Here is a 16,322-nt window from a genome sequence, read left to right on the forward strand (position 1 = left end):
CGCCCAGGCACCCCCCTCTGGCCTGCCGGCCATCTCCCCCGCAAGGGGGGAGATCAGCTGATCGCAGCGCTTTCGCCAATCACCAACATCACAGAAAGGGCGGCAAGGTTGAAGCCGCCAATCTCCCCCCTTGCGGGGGAGATGTCCGGCAGGACAGAGGGGGGTGGGAAGGATCGAGGCGCGGGAGGGGATACGCATGCCTGACCGGTCCTTCCTCAATTGGCCGTTCTTCGAGGAGCGCCATCGCGAGCTGGCCGAACAGCTGGACGCCTGGTGCAAAAAAAACCTGCCGGTCGCGCATGACGATGTCGATGCCGCCTGCCGCGAGTTGGTGGCGAAGCTCGGCAAGGACGGGTGGCTGAAACCAACGGCGCTCGACACGGAAAACCCTGGGCCGCTCGACGTGCGCGCACTTTGCATCACGCGTGAGACATTGGCCCGGCATGACGGGCTGGCCGACTTCGCCTTCGCCATGCAGGGGCTCGGCACCGGCGCGCTCAGCCTGTTCGGCACGCCGGAGCAGCACCGCTGGCTCGCGAAGACCCGCGCCGGCAAGGCGATTTCCGCTTTCGCGCTGTCGGAGCCGCGCTCCGGATCTGATGTCGCCAATATGGAGATGACGGCGACGCGTGACGGCGACGACTATGTGTTGTCAGGTGAAAAGACCTGGATCTCCAATGGCGGCATTGCCGATCTCTACATCGTTTTCGCCCGCACCGGCGAAGCGCCCGGCGCCAAGGGGCTTTCCGCCTTCATCGTGCCGGCAGACACCAACGGGCTCGCCATCGCCGAGCGGCTGGAAGTGATCGCGCCGCATCCTCTCGCCCGCCTGTCTTTCGACAATGTCCACATTCCGGCCTCGGCATTGATCGGCCGGCCAGGCGATGGTTTCCGCATCGCCATGTCGGTACTCGACGTGTTCCGCTCGACCGTCGGTGCGGCGGCACTCGGCTTTGCCCGGCGCGCGCTGGATGAGAGCATCGGCAGAGTGGCCGAGCGCAAACTGTTCGGTGCTGCAATGGCCGAGCTGCAGATGGTGCAGGGCCACATCGCCGACATGGCGCTGGATGTCGATGCCGCCGCCTTGCTGGTCTACCGCGCCGCCTGGACCAAGGATATGGGCGCCGCCCGTGTCACCCGTGAAGCGGCGATGGCCAAGCTGTTCGCCACCGACAAGGCGCAGGAGGTAATCGACAAGGCCGTGCAGCTGCATGGTGGCGACGGCGTCCGCAAGGGCCACATCATCGAAAGCCTGTATCGAGAAATCCGTGCGCTGCGCATCTATGAGGGCGCATCCGACGTGCAGAAGGTGGTCATTGCCAGGCAAGTGATGGGTGCGGCCTGAGGCCGAGCTGGCGACAAAAAATTGCGGATTGGTTCGATTTTGAACATTGCGACCGGATTTGAGTATCGGGAGGCTTGATATGCACACCATCCTGCAGCCGGAAGGCTGGGCGAAACCTGTCGGCTACGCCAATGGCGTCGCCGCGCGCGGGCAGCTGATCTTCATCGGCGGCCAGGTCGGCTGGACCGGGCAAGGCCAATTCGAAACCGATGATTTCGTCGGCCAGGTGCGTCAGACGCTAGCCAACATCGTCGCCGTGCTCGCCGAGGCCGGCGCCAGGCCTGAGCATATCACGTCGATGACCTGGTACTTTACCGACAAGGCCGAGTACCTGGCCAACCTCAAAGGGATCGGCGAGGCCTATCGTGAGGTCATCGGCCGGCATTTTCCGGCCATGGCCGCGATGCAGGTGATGGCGTTGGTCGAGAATCGCGCCAAGGTCGAAATCCAGGCGACAGCGGTGATCCCCGACTGATTGCACTGCAGGGGCAGCAATCCCTTCGATGGCGAAGCACATCAAGGCTCATGGGCGTTGACGGCCTGACGCTTGGCTGGACACGGGTTTTGTGATCAGATGATCACGCCTTGCTTCGGCTGGGCGGTCACGCGTGCCACTTGCACATAGCTTCTGTCGAAACCCAAGGAAACCAAAAACCGTGGCTCTGGGATTTGAACCTGTATCGGGACGCGTGACCGTCCAGGACGGCGTCTACCAGCAGCTTCGGCATGCCTTGATGGTCGGCAGCTTCGATCCGGCACAGGTGCTGACCATTGCCTCGCTGGCCGAAGCCTTCGGCACTTCGAACATGCCGGTGCGCGAGGCCTTGCGGCGGCTGGCCGCCGAGAATGCGCTGGAGATATCGCAGAACGGCTCGGCCTGCGTGCCGGTCGTCACCCGCGCGCGGCTCGACGACCTCTGCCGGGCACGTGTCGCCGTGGAAGGTCTGGCGGCCGAACTGGGGGCGCCGCGCCTGACTGCTTCCGAGATCGCCACATTGCAGCAGATCACGGCCGACCAGCAGGCGATCGGGCGCAACGGCAGCATCTACGAGCTGATCGCCAAGAACCAGCAGTTCCATTTCACCATCTACCGCGCCTCCGGCTCCGACGTGCTGTTCCAACTGATCGAGACGCTGTGGCTGCGCTTCGGCCCCTATATGCGGCTGCTGTCCAACCATGTCGCGCCTTTGATGCACGCCGGCACCATGGAGCCGTCCGGGCGGCACACGGCGATCATCGCGGCACTGAAGGATCGCGATTTTCCTCGTGCCCGCGAAGAAGTGGTTGCAGACATCCAGACGACGCAGGAGACGCTGCGCGCGATCTGCCCCGACGTGCCGGAACCCAGGCCGGTCGAGTTTGCTGGATTCGGCAAGGCCTAGTGAAGCTCGGCTCGGGTCGAACGCCAAATCGACGCCGGAATGTGTCGATACGCGACCGCTCGCGGTCGGAGGAAAATTGCCCCGATTTTCCCGATTCAACCGCATTTCGTCGCAGGCATGATTGATCCCTGTTCCGTTTTGTGATCACATGATCACAGGGAGCAAAAACGTAGTGTCTGGTTACTTTCTATACCATTCGATCGGGACGTTTCCCGGCAAGGCGGAGTGCATGGCTGCCGCCCTGTCGGAATTCTCGGGCGTCTGGTCGGCGGAAGATGACGGCCAGTGGCCGGCCGCCCTTGCCGCGCGACAGCGCTTCATCGATGCCTGGAGTTCGCTCATCGATGCCTCACAGGGTACGCTGACCACCGCCGAGAACGTCACGTCAGCGCTCTACAGCTTGATCGGCGCGCTGCCGTCCGAGCGCCTGGCGGGAAAGCGCCTGCTGGTCGCGGCCGACTGTTTTCCGAGCCTGCACTTCCTGCTCGCCGGTCTGGCCGAGCGCTTCGACTTCACCCTCGACACCGTGCCGCTGCGGCCGGGCGAAAATTGGGTGCGCGACGAGGATTTCATCGCCCGCTGGCGGGACGATGTCGGCCTGGCCTTGCTGACCTTCGTCACCTCGACGGCATCGCACCGCTGCGACGTGGCGCGGCTTGCCGCGCAAGGCCGCAAGATGGGCAGCATTGTCGGTGTCGACATCACCCAAGGCGTCGGCGTAACGCCCTTCTCGATTGCGAAGACGCCGGTCGATTTCGTCGTCTCGACCTCATTGAAATGGCTGTGCGGCGCGTCAGGTGCAGGCATCCTGCAGGTGACGCCCGACCTTCTGACAACATGCCGGCCGGAACTTCGCGGCTGGTTCAGCCAGCCAAACCCGTTTTCGTGGGATCTCGACAGTTTCACATATGCCGACGATGCGCGCCGGTTCGACCATGGAACGCCAGCCATCCTGGCCAGTGTCGCATCGCTGCCCGGCCTCGAATGGGTCGCCGAGACCGGCATCGATGCGATCCGCGCTCAGAACGCCGGCATGGCCGAGCGCATTGTCGCCTGTGCGCTGGACAATGGCTGGACGGTCCGCTCGCCGCTCGATCCAGATCAGCGCGGCGGCAGCGTCATGCTGACCTTGCCGCAAGGCATCGACCCGGTGAAAACAGTGTCGACGCTGCGCAGTGAGCGACTTTACTGCGACGCCCGCGGCGCGACGCTGAGGCTGTCGCCGGGCATGGTCACATCAGACGACGCGGTGGATGCACTGCTGGAGCGCCTGCAACAATTGATCGGCGCGCAGCAACGCCGCGCATCCTGATTCAGGCGCCGCCTCGCCTGCAGTGTCCGGAAATAGGGCGCTGGAAGGGGCGGAAGTGGAAAAGCGCCACAGGGAGTGGCCGAACCAGAGGGAACAAAAATGAGCTTCACTCGTCGCAACCTGCTTCTTCTCGCTGCCGCCATCGGCATCGCCGCCGCACCGGCCGGCGCCTATGCCGCAGACGTGCTGAACGTCGGCGCCTATCCGACCAATCCGCCTTTTGAATACAAGAACGAAAGCGGCACTTTCGAAGGTTTCGAAGTCGACATCGTCAACGAAGCGGCAAAGCGCATCGGCATGATCACGGAAATCGCCGATCTCGGATTTCAGGCGCTGTTCGCCGCTACCACGTCGAAGCGCATCGACGTCGCCATCTCGTCGATCACGATCAACCCGGAGCGGCTGAAGTCGCAGGCTTTCACGCAACCCTATTATGATTCCGACATGGGCATCGCCGCAAAGGCCGATAGCCCGATCAAGTCCGAGGCCGACCTCAAGGGTAAGATCATCGGCGTGCTGTCCGGCTCGACGGGTGAAGCCTGGACCAAGCAACACCAGGAAGCTGGCGGGTTCAGCGAGGTAAAGGGTTACGACACGCAGCAGAATTTACTGCTCGACCTTAGCGCCGGGCGCGTCGACGCGGCGGTCAGCGACGTCCCGGGCCTTGAATACTCCTTCACCAGGATGAAGGATCTCGCCGTAAAAGCGCGTATCAAGACCGGCGAGCAGTATGGCCTGATGATGGCCAAGGACCACCCGTTGCTCGGCAAGCTGAACGACGCACTGACCGCGATGAAGAAGGACGGCACGCTGGCCGCGATCCACAAGAAGTGGTTCGGCAGCGACGCGCCCGCCGATTCTTCGACGGTCAAGGAAATGCCGATGCCGAAGGCCTAAGCGGCAACTGATGCCGGGATCGTGCCGGCTTTCTACGCCGGCACAATTTCATGGCAACGCCGCGCGTCCCCCTGGACGCGCAACAGACGTCGCAGCCCTTCTTCCACGTATGATCCGCTCCAAGTCGATTTCGGCGTTTCGGAGTCATGCTTTAGCGTCGCGGGACGCCAAAATCTTTCCGGGAATGCTCCCCATGTCGCTGCTCGAGACCTTCTTCAACGCCGATGTCATGATCTCTAGCCTGCCGGCGTTGCTGCGTGGCTTTCTGAACACGCTGCTGCTCGGGCTGTTGAGCATCGGCATCGGTATCCCCGTCGGCCTGGCGATCAGTCTGATGCGGCTCTACGCGCCAAAGCCGCTGCGGCTGCTGGCGGTCGGCTATATCGATATTTTCCGGGCGATGCCGGTGCTGGTCGTGCTGATCCTGATCTACTACGCGCTGCCGTTTCTCGGCATCCGCCTGTCGTCCTGGACCTCCGCGGTGACCGCATTCGCCATCATCATGGCGGCCTATTCGGCCGAGGTGTTCCGCTCCGGCATAGAAAGCATCCCACGCGGCCAGTTCGAGGCGGCGCAGGCACTCGGCCTGCCGTTTTTACTGACCTTGCGCAAGGTGGTGCTGCCGCAGGCGATCCGCGTGGTCATTCCGCCGATGACCAGCAACTGCGTTTCGATGTTCAAGGACACATCGCTCGCCTCCACCGTGGCTCTGCCCGAATTGCTGAAGGAAGCGACCAACGCGCAGTCGCTCTACGCCAACCCGTCGCCGCTGATTGGTGCGGCGCTGGTCTATCTCCTCTTTCTCTGGCCGATGGTCCGCCTCGTCAGCCTGCTGGAACGCCGTTTCAAAACGGAAAAGACCCGCTGACGTCGCCAGTTTCTCATCTGTCAATTTTCGCTTCCCATCTGTCAGGCACTTCGCAGGAGACTATCTTGAACAAGCATCAGACCCCCAGTGCGAGCGACGTCTCCGCAGCCTTCCCGGTCGACAAGATCCGCGCCATGTTTCCAGCCTTACAGCAGGCCGGCGACTTCATCTTCATGGACAATGCCGCCGGCGCGCAGATCCCGCAAAGCGTGCTCGATGCGGTCAGCAACCATCTGGTCGCGCATAATGTGCAGCGCGGCGGCCGCTACGGCCGCAGCGTCGCCGTCGATCAAGCGATCGCCGACGCGCGTGAAAGCGTGGCGCTGCTGATCAATGCCTACAGTCCTTCGGAAATCTGTTTCGGCATGAACGCCACTTCGTTCATCCGCCTCGTCAGTCTCGGCATCGGCCAGATGCTTCAGGAACGGGACGAGATCGTCATCACCGACATGGACCATGACGCCAACATCGCGACCTGGCTGGCGCTGGCGCCCGCTGGCGCCAAGTTCAAATGGTGGCGGATGCGCGAGGACGGCAATCTCCATGTCGATGATTTGCGCCCGCTGATCTCCGACCGCACCCGGCTTGTCGCCTGCACGGTCACGGCGCATTCGATCTGCTCGATCGTCGATGTTGCTGCAGTGGCCGACATCGCGCATGCGGCCGGCGCCGAGGTGTTCCTCGACTGCGTGCATTACGGGCCGCACGGGCTGATCGACGTGCAGGCCTGGGATTGCGACTATCTGGTCTGCTCCGGCTACAAAAATTTCTCGCCGCATATGGGCTTCCTGTGGGGCCACTTCGAGACGTTGAAGCGGCTGCCGACCTTCCGTGAGGATTTCATCCCCGACGAGCCACCCTACAAGGTCGAGGCCGGCACATTCATCTACGAGAACGTCTCCGGCATGGATGCCGCCGTGCGCTATCTCGAATCGATCGGCCGCAACTTCGCCCCAGCGAACAACCGGTCGCGGCGCGACAACCTCGTCGCCGGCATGAATGCCATCCGCGACTATGAGCTGGTGCTGGCGCGCGAAATGCTCGCCGTGTTCAAGGATTGCGGCGCGACGATCTATGGCGTCGCCGACGAAGTCCGCCTCAACGAGCGCGTGCCGACCTTCTGCTTCAACATCGGCACGCTGTCACCCCAGCGGATCGTCGAAGAGATGGCCGAGATGCAGATCGGCATCCGCGACGGCCATATGTACGCGCCACGGCTGATGAAGCGCCTCAACCTCTCGATGGACAGCGGCGCCATCCGCGCCTCGCTGGTGCATTACAACACGATTGAGGAGGTCCGGCGCTTCGGCGAGGCGTTGCGCACCGTCATCGCCAGGCTGTCCTGATCGGGGTCGAAATACGCTTGCCTGGGTGCCGCGGTCGCGTCAGGCGGCCTTCTTCTTCGCCAGCCTCGCCTTGATGCTGGCGACGTCGGCGCGCGGCGTCGCCGCGAACAGCGTCTTGGTGTAGCTGTGTTTGGGGTCGGCAAAGACCTCGTCGCGCGAGCCGTATTCGACCGCCTCGCCGTAATACATGACCATCACGTCGTCGGCGATGTAGCGCACCACTGACAGGTCGTGGCTGATGAAGACATAGGTCAGCTTGAACTCGTCCTGCAGGTCGGCGAGCAGGTTGAGCACCTGCGCCTGCACCGACAGATCGAGCGCCGAAACCGGTTCGTCAAGCACCAAAAGGCTCGGATTGAGCATCAGCGCACGGGCAATGGCGATGCGCTGGCGCTGGCCGCCCGAGAACATGTGCGGGTAGCGGTTGTAATGCTCCGGCCCGAGACCGACCTTTTTCAGCATCCTCATGGCCAGGTCGCGCCGTTCGTTGGCCGGCGTGTCGGTGTTGATGAGCAGCGGCTCGCCGAGCACGTCGCCGATCTTCTGGCGCGGATTGAGCGACCCGTAAGGGTTCTGGAAGACGATCTGCACCTTGCGGCGCATTTCCTTCGACAGCCCATCCTTGGCGATGTCGACCTTGTTGCCGTCGATGAAGAGCTCACCTGCTGTCGCCGGATCAATCAGCGTGATGATGCGGGCGAGGGTCGACTTTCCGCAGCCGCTTTCGCCGACGATGGCCAGCGTCTTGCCCTTGTCGACGCTGAACGAGACGCCTTTGACCGCGTGGACCGTGCGCGAGGGACGAAAAAGGCCGCCGCCGACATGATAGTCGCGCACGATGTTCTTGCCTTCGAGAACCGTCACGCTCATGAGACGGCTCCCGTTGCAGACCCGGTTCCCGCAGCAGAGGGGGCCGGCTCGAACAACATGTCGGAAATGGTCGGCAGCCGGTCGCCGACGACGTTTTCCGGCAGCGCCGACAGCAGCGCGCGCGTGTAGTTGCTCTTCGGCTGCTCGAACAGCGACAGAACGTCGGCCTCTTCCATCTTGCGGCCCTTGTACTGGACGATGACGCGGTCGGCGGTCTCGGCCACCACGCCCATATTGTGGGTGATCATGATCAGGCCCATGCCGTATTTGGCCTGCAGGCCAACCAAGAGGTCAAGAATCTGCTTCTGGATGGTGACGTCGAGCGCGGTGGTCGGCTCATCGGCGATCAACAGCTTCGGATTGCAGGCGATGGCGATGGCGATCATGACCCGCTGGCACTGGCCGCCCGACATCTGGTGCGGGAACGAATTCAGCCGCTCTTCCGGATCGGCAATGCCGACCAGCTTCATCAGTTCGATGGCGCGGGCCCGGCGCTGGGCGCGGTCCATGCCCATATGGAAGCGCAGCACCTCCTCGATCTGGAAGCCGGCGGTGAAGCACGGATTGAGGCTGGCGATCGGCTCCTGGAAGATCATCGAGATGTCTTTGCCGACGATCTTGCGGCGCTCGGACGGGCTGAGCTCAAGCAGGTCGATACCGTCGAAGGCCATGCGGTCGGCCTTCACCGTCGCCGTATTCGGCAAAAGCCCCATCACCGCCAGCATCGCCACCGATTTGCCGGAGCCGGATTCACCGACGATCGCCAACACCTCGCGCGGCTCGATCGACAGGTCGATGCCTTGCACCGCCATGAACGGTCCGGCGGCGGTATCGAAAGAGACCGTAAGGTTCTTGATTTCGAGAAGAGGCATGGTCACGACCTCTTCAGCTTGGGGTCGAAGGCGTCGCGCAGGCCATCGCCGATCAGGTTGATGGCAAGCACGGTGATGAGGATGGCAAGGCCGGGGAAGGTCACCACCCAAGGCGCGCGCAGGATGAATTCGCGTGCCGTGGCCAGCATCGTGCCCCACTCCGGTGTCGGCGGCTGCGCGCCGACGCCGAGGAAGCCGAGAGCCGCAGCCTCGAGAATGGCGTTGGAGAAGGACAGCGTCGCCTGCACGATCAGCGGCGCCACGCAGTTCGGCAAGATCGTCCTCACCATCAACCTGAGATGACTTGCACCGGCCACTTTGGCGGAGATCACATATTCGCGGTTCTTTTCCGCCATCACGGCCGCGCGCGTGAGCCGCGCGAAGTGCGGCTGCAGCACCAGCGCGATCGCCAGCATGGCGTTGAACAGGCCGGGTCCGAGGATCGCCACCAGAACCAGCGCAAGGAGCAGCGAGGGGAAGGCCAGGATGATATCCATGATGCGCATGATCAGCGTATCGACCCAGCCGCGGAAATAGCCGGCGAGGACGCCGAGGATGATGCCGCTGGTCAGCGAGAAAACCACGACGACCAAACCGATGAACAGCGAGAACCGCGCCCCGAAAATCAGCCGCGAAAGCATGTCGCGGCCAACTGCGTCGGTGCCCAGAAGGAACATCGATTTGCCGCCCTCCTGCCAGACCGGCGGCGTCAGCAGCGCATCGCGAAACTGTTCGTCAGGCGAATGCGGCGCGACCAGCGGCGCGAAAATCGCGATCAGCACCAGAGCCAAGAACACGACCAGGCCGATGACGGCGCCGGTGTTCATCGAGTAGTAATGCCAGAACTCGGTGAAGGCGCGTTGCCGACCGCCGGTCGGGATCGACGCGGCGGTGGCTTCTGCCGTAGTTTGGTCGGTCATCTCACTGCACCCGGATACGTGGGTTGATGACGGCATAGAGCACGTCGACGATCAGGTTCACCGCCATGACAATCAGGGCGATGATCAGCAAGCCGCTCTGGACGACAACATAGTCGCGCTTGGCGATCGCGTCGATCATCCACTTGCCGATACCCGGCCAGGAAAAGATCGTTTCGGTCAGAATGGCGCCGGCCATCAGAGTGCCGACCTGCAGGCCGATGGTGGTGACAACGGGGATCAGCGCGTTGCGGAAGGCGTGGAGCCCGATGACGCGGCGCGGCGCCAGGCCCTTGGCACGGGCAGTGCGGACATAATCCTCGCCCAGAACCTCCAGCATCGCCGAACGCGTCTGGCGCGCTATGACGGCGAGCGGAATCGTCGCCAGCACGATCGCCGGCAAGACCAGATGACTGGCGGCGGACCTGAAGGCGCCGCTTTTGCCGGAGATCAGGCTGTCGATCAGCATGAAGCCCGTCGTCGGCTTGAAGAAGTATTGGAGGCCGATGCGACCGGAGACCGGCGTCCAGCCGAGATAGCCGGAGAAAAAGATGATGAGCAGCAGCCCCCACCAGAAGATCGGCATCGAATAGCCGGTCAACGCCACGCCCATCGTCGCCTGGTCGAACCATGATCCGCGCTTGACCGCTGCGAAGATGCCGGCGGGAATACCGACGAGTACGGCGATGATCAACGCGATCGTCGCCAGTTCCAGCGTGGCCGGGAACAGCGCCTGGAATTCACCGAGCACCGGCCGCTTGGTGGCGATCGATATGCCGAAGTCGCCGGTCAGGACCCTGCCGATATATTCGAGATACTGGATGACATAGGGCCTGTTATAGCCAAACCGCTCGATAAGCTCTGCGTAGCGTTCGGGGCTGACGCCGCGCTCGCCGGCCAGGGCCAGGATCGGGTCGCCCGGCAGAAGCCGGACGAAAGCGAACGCCGCCAGCGATATGCCGAATACGGTCGGGATGATTAGGGCGAGCTTGTGGAGGAGATAGCGGAGCATCTTACTTCATAGAACGGCGGCGCCGGAAGTCCAGCGCCGCCGTCCAATTTTCTCGTTGACTTATTCGGTGACGTCGACGCCGTCAAACCGATGAATGCCGAGCGGATCCATGACGAAGCCCGAAACTTTCTTGTTCATCGGCATGAAGACCTTGGAATGGGCGATCGTCAGCCACGGGGCCTCACGCTTGAACACGACCTGAGCTTCCTCGTAGATCTTGGTGCGCTCGGCGACATCAGTTGTCGCCTTGCCCTTCTGCAACAGGCCTTCGAACTCCTGGTTGCACCAGATCGCATAGTTGGACTGGCCGATGGCATCGCAGCCGAGCAGGAACAGGAAGTTGTCCGGATCGCCATTGTCACCGGTCCAGCCGAGCTGGAAGGCGCCGTCGCGTTCCTTGGCCTTGCCGCGTTCGCGATACTCGGTCCATTCGTAGCTGACGATCTCGGCCTTCACGCCGATCTTGGCGTAGTCGGCCTGGATAAGTTCCGCGACTCTTTGGGCGTTCGGATTGTACGGGCGGCTGACGGGCATGGCCCAGATCTTCATCGAAAGATCCGTGACGCCGGCGTCGGCCAGCATCTTCTTGGCCGCGTCCGGATCGTACGGATCGTCCTTGATGTCCTTGTTGTAGGACCACATCGTCGGCGGGATCGGGTTGATGGCCGCCTGGCCAGCGCCCTGATAGACCGCATCGAGAATAGCCTGCTTGTTGACGGCCATGTTGAGGGCCTTGCGGACCTCGACCTTGTCGAAGGGCGGCTGCGTGGTGTTGTAGGCCATGTAGCCGATATTCAGGCCTTCCTGCTCGTCGACCTTGAGGTTTGGGTCGGCCTGCAGGCCGGCGATGTCTGCCGGCGCCGGGTACGACATGATATCGCACTCGCCTGCCTTCAGCTTCTGGGCGCGCACGGCCGGATCGGTCGTGATGGCGAAGATCAGATCGTCGATCTTCTGACGGCCGCCATAATAGCCGTCCCATGCCGCATATCGCACGACCGCATCGACCTGGTAGTCGACGAACTGGAACGGACCGGTGCCGATCGGCTTCTGGGTGAATTGCTGCCTGGTGCCGGCCTTGTCGAGCTGGTCGGCATATTCCTTGGAGACGATAGAAGCGAAATCCATGCCGAGGTCCGGCAGGAAGGCGACTTCAGGCTTGTTCAGCACGAATTTCACCGTCAGGTCGTCAACCTTGATGATTTCCTTGAGAAGATCCGGGAAGCCCATGCCGGTGAAATATTCCCAGCCGGTGCCTTCGAGATAGCTGTACCACGGGTTTTCCTTCTTCCACTGGCGCTCGAAGGAGAAGATCACGTCGTCGGCGTTGAGATCACGCGTCGGCGTGAAGTAGTCGGTGGTCTGGAACTTCACGCCCGGCCGAAGCTTGAACGTGTATTCGAGACCGTCGTCGGAAACCGTCCAGCTCTCGGCGAGGCCGGGCATGATGGTGGTCTTGCCGTGTTCGAACTCGACAAGGCGCGAATAGATGGTGCGCGACGACGCGTCGAAGTCGTTGCCACCGCTCCACGGCGACGGATCGAAGCCGGCCGGCGACGCCTCCGAGCAGTAGACCAATTGCTTAGCATTGGCCACGCCGCCGAGGACGCTTGCGGCCAGCAACGCGGCCGCAAAAGTCAGTTTCTTTTTCATGGAGGACTCCCTGATGTTCTTCCAAGCCCCTCTATCAGGCTCGCGAAGCGCGCATATAAGCACCGTTTCCCCGGCTTTGGAACACCCAGCTTGCCTACCCCATGGGAAGCAGAATTTAATTCTGCATACGCCCGATAAAAGAGAAAGAAATGTCGAGTCTTGCCGATCACGGTATTGTTAACGACTGCATTTTTTTATTATCTTCAACGCGCCCGGTGGTCGAAGACGGTGACCTTCGGCCCATCATAGGCGCGGAAGATTTTCTTTCCCGTCTTGCCGCAGGGGCAGACTTGCACGGCTGCCGATAGTCGCAATACATAGATGGCGTGCTGGATTTCCTTGACGCCGGCAGCAGCGGAGGGGCGTCTCTGTCACTCGGAGACGACGCGGCAGGCAAGCAGAGACAATAAGAACGACCCGAGGGAGGGACAGGTGGCAAAAGCACCAAGGACGACGGCAACGGCGAAAGCGAACGCCAAAACCACCGCAAAAGCGACTGGCACCGACAAGCCAAAATCGCCGCCCGCCAAAGCCGTTGCCGCGGCCAAGCCGAAAGCGTCATCGACAACGGCTTCATCGGCGTCGAAGCCGGGGCCGGCCAGGAGATCGCCGAATGCGCCTGCCGCCGGATTGCCGGAAAAGCCTTGGCTCAAAAGCTACCCGAAAGTCGTTCCGGCCGAGATAAGCGCCCTGCCCTTCGGCTCCATCGGCGATCTGCTCGCCGACGTCTGCAAGCAGTTCGCCGGCCGGCCGGCCTTCACTTGCATGGGCAAGACCATCACCTATGCGGAAGTCGAGCGGCAATCGGCCGCCTTCGGCGCCTATTTGCAATCGAAGGGACTGCAGAAAGGCGCGCGCGTGGCGATAATGATGCCGAACGTGCTGCAATATCCTGTGGCGATGATGGCAGTGCTGCGCGCCGGCTATATCGTGGTCAATATCAACCCGCTCTACACGCCGCGCGAGCTGGAACATCAGCTCAAGGATTCCGGCGCCCAAGCCATCGTCATTCTCGAGAATTTCGCCAACACCTTGCAGGCGGTGATCGCCAAGACGGCGGTCAAGCATGTCGTGGTCGCGGCGATGGGCGACATGCTTGGCGGCCTGAAAGGGACGATCGTCAATTTCGTCGTTCGCCGCGTCAAGAAGATGGTGCCGGCCTGGTCGCTGCCGGGCCATGTCAAGTTCAACGCGGCGTTGAAGGCAGGCGCCGGCATGAATTTTAAGCCCGTGAAGGTCGCTGCCGACGATATCGCCTTCCTGCAATATACCGGCGGCACCACCGGCATCTCGAAGGGCGCAGTGCTGCTGCACAGCAACGTGCTGGCCAATGTCGCGCAGAACGCGCTCTGGATCGAAGATGCCTACACGATCAAGCCGAAGCCGGCCCATCTCAACCTCATCTGCGCGCTGCCGCTCTATCATATCTTCGCGCTGACGGTGAACGCGTTGATGGGCATGCAGATGGGCGGCCGGAACATACTCATTCCCAATCCGCGCGATATTCCCAACTTCGTCAAGGAACTCGGGAAATACCCGATCCACATTTTTCCGGGCCTCAACACGCTGTTCAACGCGCTGCTCAACAATGAGGATTTCCGTAAGCTCGACTTCAAGCCGCTGATCCTGACGCTGGGTGGCGGCATGGCGGTGCAGAAGGGTGTCGCCGAACGCTGGAAGACGCTCACCGGCTGCCCGATCACCGAGGGATACGGGCTTTCGGAAACGTCACCCGTGGCTACCGCCAACACATTCAGCGATGGCAACTTCACCGGCACGATCGGCCTGCCGCTGCCGTCCACCGAGATCGCCATCCGCGATGACGACGGCAACGATCTGCCGCTTGGCGAAGTCGGCGAGATCTGCATCCGCGGACCGCAAGTGATGGCCGGTTATTGGAACCGGCCGGACGAGACCGCCAAGGTGATGACCAAGGATGGTTTCTTCAAGTCGGGCGACATGGGCTTCATGGACGAGCGCGGCTACACCAAGGTCGTCGACCGCAAGAAGGACATGATCCTCGTGTCCGGCTTCAACGTCTATCCGAACGAGCTTGAGGAGGTCGTGGCTCTCCATCCGGGCGTGCTTGAAGTGGCGGCGATCGGCGTGCCGGACGAGCATTCGGGCGAAGTGCCGAAGCTGTTCGTCGTCAAGAAGGATCCGTTGCTGACCGCCGAGATACTGACTGTGTATTGCCGCGAGAACCTGACCGGCTACAAGCGGCCAAAATACATCGAGTTCCGGACCGAACTGCCGAAGACGCCGGTGGGCAAGATCCTGCGGCGGGCGCTACGAGGATAGGTATAGACTTGGGCGATTGCCTTCCTGTAGACGACGCGGCGGGTACGTTTTCCCTTCCCGATCCGCTGACATTCATCAAGGCGAACATGCGGATCGTCCCTGTTCCCGCACTTCCAGAAATCCGGCTTTACGCAGCCCGCCCAACGAGTGGTCTGTGGCGGCTCACGCATCCACATGGACGAGGAGCCGAGCCGGACGAAGACGGAACTGAATCTGACGAGGACGAGCCTGAGCCTCAGCCACCTTACTGGGCCTACGCCTGGGCCGGCGGCGCGGTGCTTGCCCGCTACATCCTCGATCGGCCGGAGTCCGTGTCCGGGCGTCGCGTGCTCGACCTCGGCGCCGGTTCGGGCATCGTCGGCATCGCCGCGGCAAAGGCCGGAGCGAGCGAAGTGATCGCGGCCGAGATCGACCGTAACGGTATCGCCGCGCTCAGCCTCAATGCGGCGGCAAATGGCGTTACGATCACGGTCGTCGGCGAGGACATTACCGATGATCCGCCGCCGCCGGTGGATGTCGTGGCGGTCGGCGACTTGTTTTACGGGCAAGACCTCGCGGACCGGGTCATCCCCTTCCTCGACCGCTGCCTGGCCGCCGGCATCGATGTGCTGATCGGCGACCCGGGCCGCGCCTACCTGCCCCGCTCGCGACTTCGCCTGTTGGCCGAATACCGCGTGCGGGATGTCGGCGAAGTCGGCGACGCCGGGATGAAGCTGAGCGGCGTCTTCTCGTTCGATCCGGCGCTGCCCGGAGACGAGCTTTAAGTCTTCGTTTTATGCATGTCGTTGCCCCAAAACCGCTGCGCACTTTTGGGCGACATGCATTAGATCGCCTCTCTGACCCTCGCCGAAAGAAAGGCGGGCAGATCGGCAACGGAATCCAGAATAACGTCGGCGACCGGCGAAAGCGATTGGCGCGTGCCGGTGCCGGAGAGCACGCCGATAGCCAGCCCGCAGCCGCCGACCCGCGCCATCTCCAGATCGTGACGGCTATCGCCGATCATCGCGATCGCGGACGGCTTCAGGCCGGTCAGGTCACAAAAGGCGAGAACCGTATCTGGCGCCGGTTTCGGATTGGCTACCGCGTCGTAGCCATAGGCGGCGTCGAACAGCTGCGCGACGCCTAGCGTCGACAATGTCTTTTCCGCGCCGCTGGTCGAATCGTTGGTGGCCACGCCAAGGCGGTAGGATTTCCTGTGAAGAACACCAAGCGTCTCGACGATGCCAGGCAGCGCCACCGCCATCGCCGACCCCTGAGCCGACGTGATCTCGTTGAACCGGGCGACGGCGAGCATCTGGTCTTCGTCGGACAGACGCGGAAACCAAAGCTCGACGACATCCATGTTGGAGCCGGAGGCAAAGATGGAATCAGGCTTGAAGCGCTTGGTGGCGAAATCGAAGCCCGCCGCGGCAAGCAGCCTGTCGGCCTTCCAGCGGTCGCCCTCCGACGCATCCATCGCCATGAAATCGGCAACACCAAGCCATGTTGCATTGAAGTCGACAAGCGTGCCGTCCTTGTCGAACAATATTCCCTTGATCTCGGCCAAG

Annotated in this window: 15 protein-coding genes; 9 read left to right on the top strand and 6 right to left on the bottom strand. The window is 62.4% G+C overall.

Annotated features, from left to right (window positions below; translation table 11 throughout):
- Positions 1 to 196: 196 nt before the first annotated feature.
- From AC0L26_RS23820 to AC0L26_RS23850, 7 genes are all read left to right on the top strand, one after another.
- Entirely contained in the window at positions 197 to 1,345 is a 1,149-nt protein-coding gene (locus AC0L26_RS23820) for an acyl-CoA dehydrogenase family protein (protein WP_473634780.1), read from the top strand.
- 79 nt (positions 1,346 to 1,424) lie between these two features.
- Positions 1,425 to 1,820 carry a RidA family protein gene (locus tag AC0L26_RS23825; protein ID WP_473634781.1) on the top strand — a complete coding sequence of 132 codons (396 nt, stop codon included), beginning with the start codon at positions 1,425 to 1,427 and terminating at the stop codon, positions 1,818 to 1,820.
- A gap of 181 nt (positions 1,821 to 2,001) precedes the next feature.
- Entirely contained in the window at positions 2,002 to 2,727 is a 726-nt protein-coding gene (locus AC0L26_RS23830) for a GntR family transcriptional regulator (RefSeq protein ID WP_473634782.1), read from the top strand.
- A gap of 172 nt (positions 2,728 to 2,899) precedes the next feature.
- Positions 2,900 to 4,039 (top strand): aminotransferase class V-fold PLP-dependent enzyme, encoded by a 1,140-nt coding sequence (locus AC0L26_RS23835; RefSeq protein WP_473634783.1) that lies wholly within the window; start codon positions 2,900 to 2,902, stop codon positions 4,037 to 4,039.
- 99 nt (positions 4,040 to 4,138) lie between these two features.
- Entirely contained in the window at positions 4,139 to 4,936 is a 798-nt protein-coding gene (locus AC0L26_RS23840) for an ABC transporter substrate-binding protein (RefSeq protein WP_473634784.1), read from the top strand.
- 193 nt (positions 4,937 to 5,129) lie between these two features.
- The gene (locus AC0L26_RS23845) at positions 5,130 to 5,804 is read left to right on the top strand and encodes an amino acid ABC transporter permease (RefSeq protein ID WP_354489194.1); all 675 of its coding nucleotides are present in this window, start codon (positions 5,130 to 5,132) and stop codon (positions 5,802 to 5,804) included.
- 65 nt (positions 5,805 to 5,869) lie between these two features.
- Positions 5,870 to 7,150, top strand: a complete 1,281-nt coding sequence (locus AC0L26_RS23850) for a cysteine desulfurase-like protein (RefSeq protein ID WP_473634785.1) — start codon at positions 5,870 to 5,872, stop codon at positions 7,148 to 7,150.
- Positions 7,151 to 7,189: 39 nt separating this feature from the next.
- Here AC0L26_RS23850 and AC0L26_RS23855 read toward each other — a convergent pair whose 3' ends face one another.
- Genes AC0L26_RS23855 through AC0L26_RS23875 form a run of 5 tightly spaced genes read right to left on the bottom strand, consistent with a single transcriptional unit; the run spans position 7,190 to position 12,474 of the window.
- Positions 7,190 to 8,020: a dipeptide ABC transporter ATP-binding protein gene (locus AC0L26_RS23855; RefSeq protein WP_354489202.1), complete on the bottom strand. Its 831-nt coding sequence runs from the start codon at positions 8,018 to 8,020 to the stop codon at positions 7,190 to 7,192.
- Positions 8,017 to 8,892, bottom strand: coding sequence for an ABC transporter ATP-binding protein (locus tag AC0L26_RS23860; protein WP_473634786.1), 876 nt, complete (start codon positions 8,890 to 8,892; stop codon positions 8,017 to 8,019). Before AC0L26_RS23860 ends, AC0L26_RS23855 begins: the two co-directional genes overlap by 4 nt.
- 2 nt (positions 8,893 to 8,894) lie before the next feature.
- Positions 8,895 to 9,812, bottom strand: a complete 918-nt coding sequence (locus AC0L26_RS23865) for an ABC transporter permease subunit (RefSeq protein ID WP_473634787.1) — start codon at positions 9,810 to 9,812, stop codon at positions 8,895 to 8,897.
- 1 nt (position 9,813) lies between these two features.
- Positions 9,814 to 10,821, bottom strand: coding sequence for an ABC transporter permease subunit (locus tag AC0L26_RS23870; protein ID WP_354489206.1), 1,008 nt, complete (start codon positions 10,819 to 10,821; stop codon positions 9,814 to 9,816).
- Between the two features lie 60 nt (positions 10,822 to 10,881).
- Positions 10,882 to 12,474 (bottom strand): ABC transporter substrate-binding protein, encoded by a 1,593-nt coding sequence (locus AC0L26_RS23875; protein ID WP_473634788.1) that lies wholly within the window; start codon positions 12,472 to 12,474, stop codon positions 10,882 to 10,884.
- A 432-nt stretch (positions 12,475 to 12,906) separates the two neighbouring features.
- Between AC0L26_RS23875 and AC0L26_RS23880 the strand changes: the two genes are divergently transcribed.
- Together AC0L26_RS23880 and AC0L26_RS23885 are read left to right on the top strand one after the other, a co-directional pair.
- Entirely contained in the window at positions 12,907 to 14,775 is a 1,869-nt protein-coding gene (locus tag AC0L26_RS23880; protein WP_473634789.1) for a long-chain-fatty-acid--CoA ligase, read from the top strand.
- A gap of 8 nt (positions 14,776 to 14,783) precedes the next feature.
- Positions 14,784 to 15,539, top strand: a complete 756-nt coding sequence (locus tag AC0L26_RS23885) for a class I SAM-dependent methyltransferase (RefSeq protein ID WP_473634790.1) — start codon at positions 14,784 to 14,786, stop codon at positions 15,537 to 15,539.
- A gap of 59 nt (positions 15,540 to 15,598) precedes the next feature.
- Here AC0L26_RS23885 and AC0L26_RS23890 read toward each other — a convergent pair whose 3' ends face one another.
- Positions 15,599 to 16,321 (bottom strand): HAD family hydrolase, encoded by a 723-nt coding sequence (locus AC0L26_RS23890; protein ID WP_473634791.1) that lies wholly within the window; start codon positions 16,319 to 16,321, stop codon positions 15,599 to 15,601.
- Between the last annotated feature and the right edge of the window lies 1 nt (position 16,322).

The organism is Mesorhizobium sp. WSM4823 (assembly GCF_055811195.1).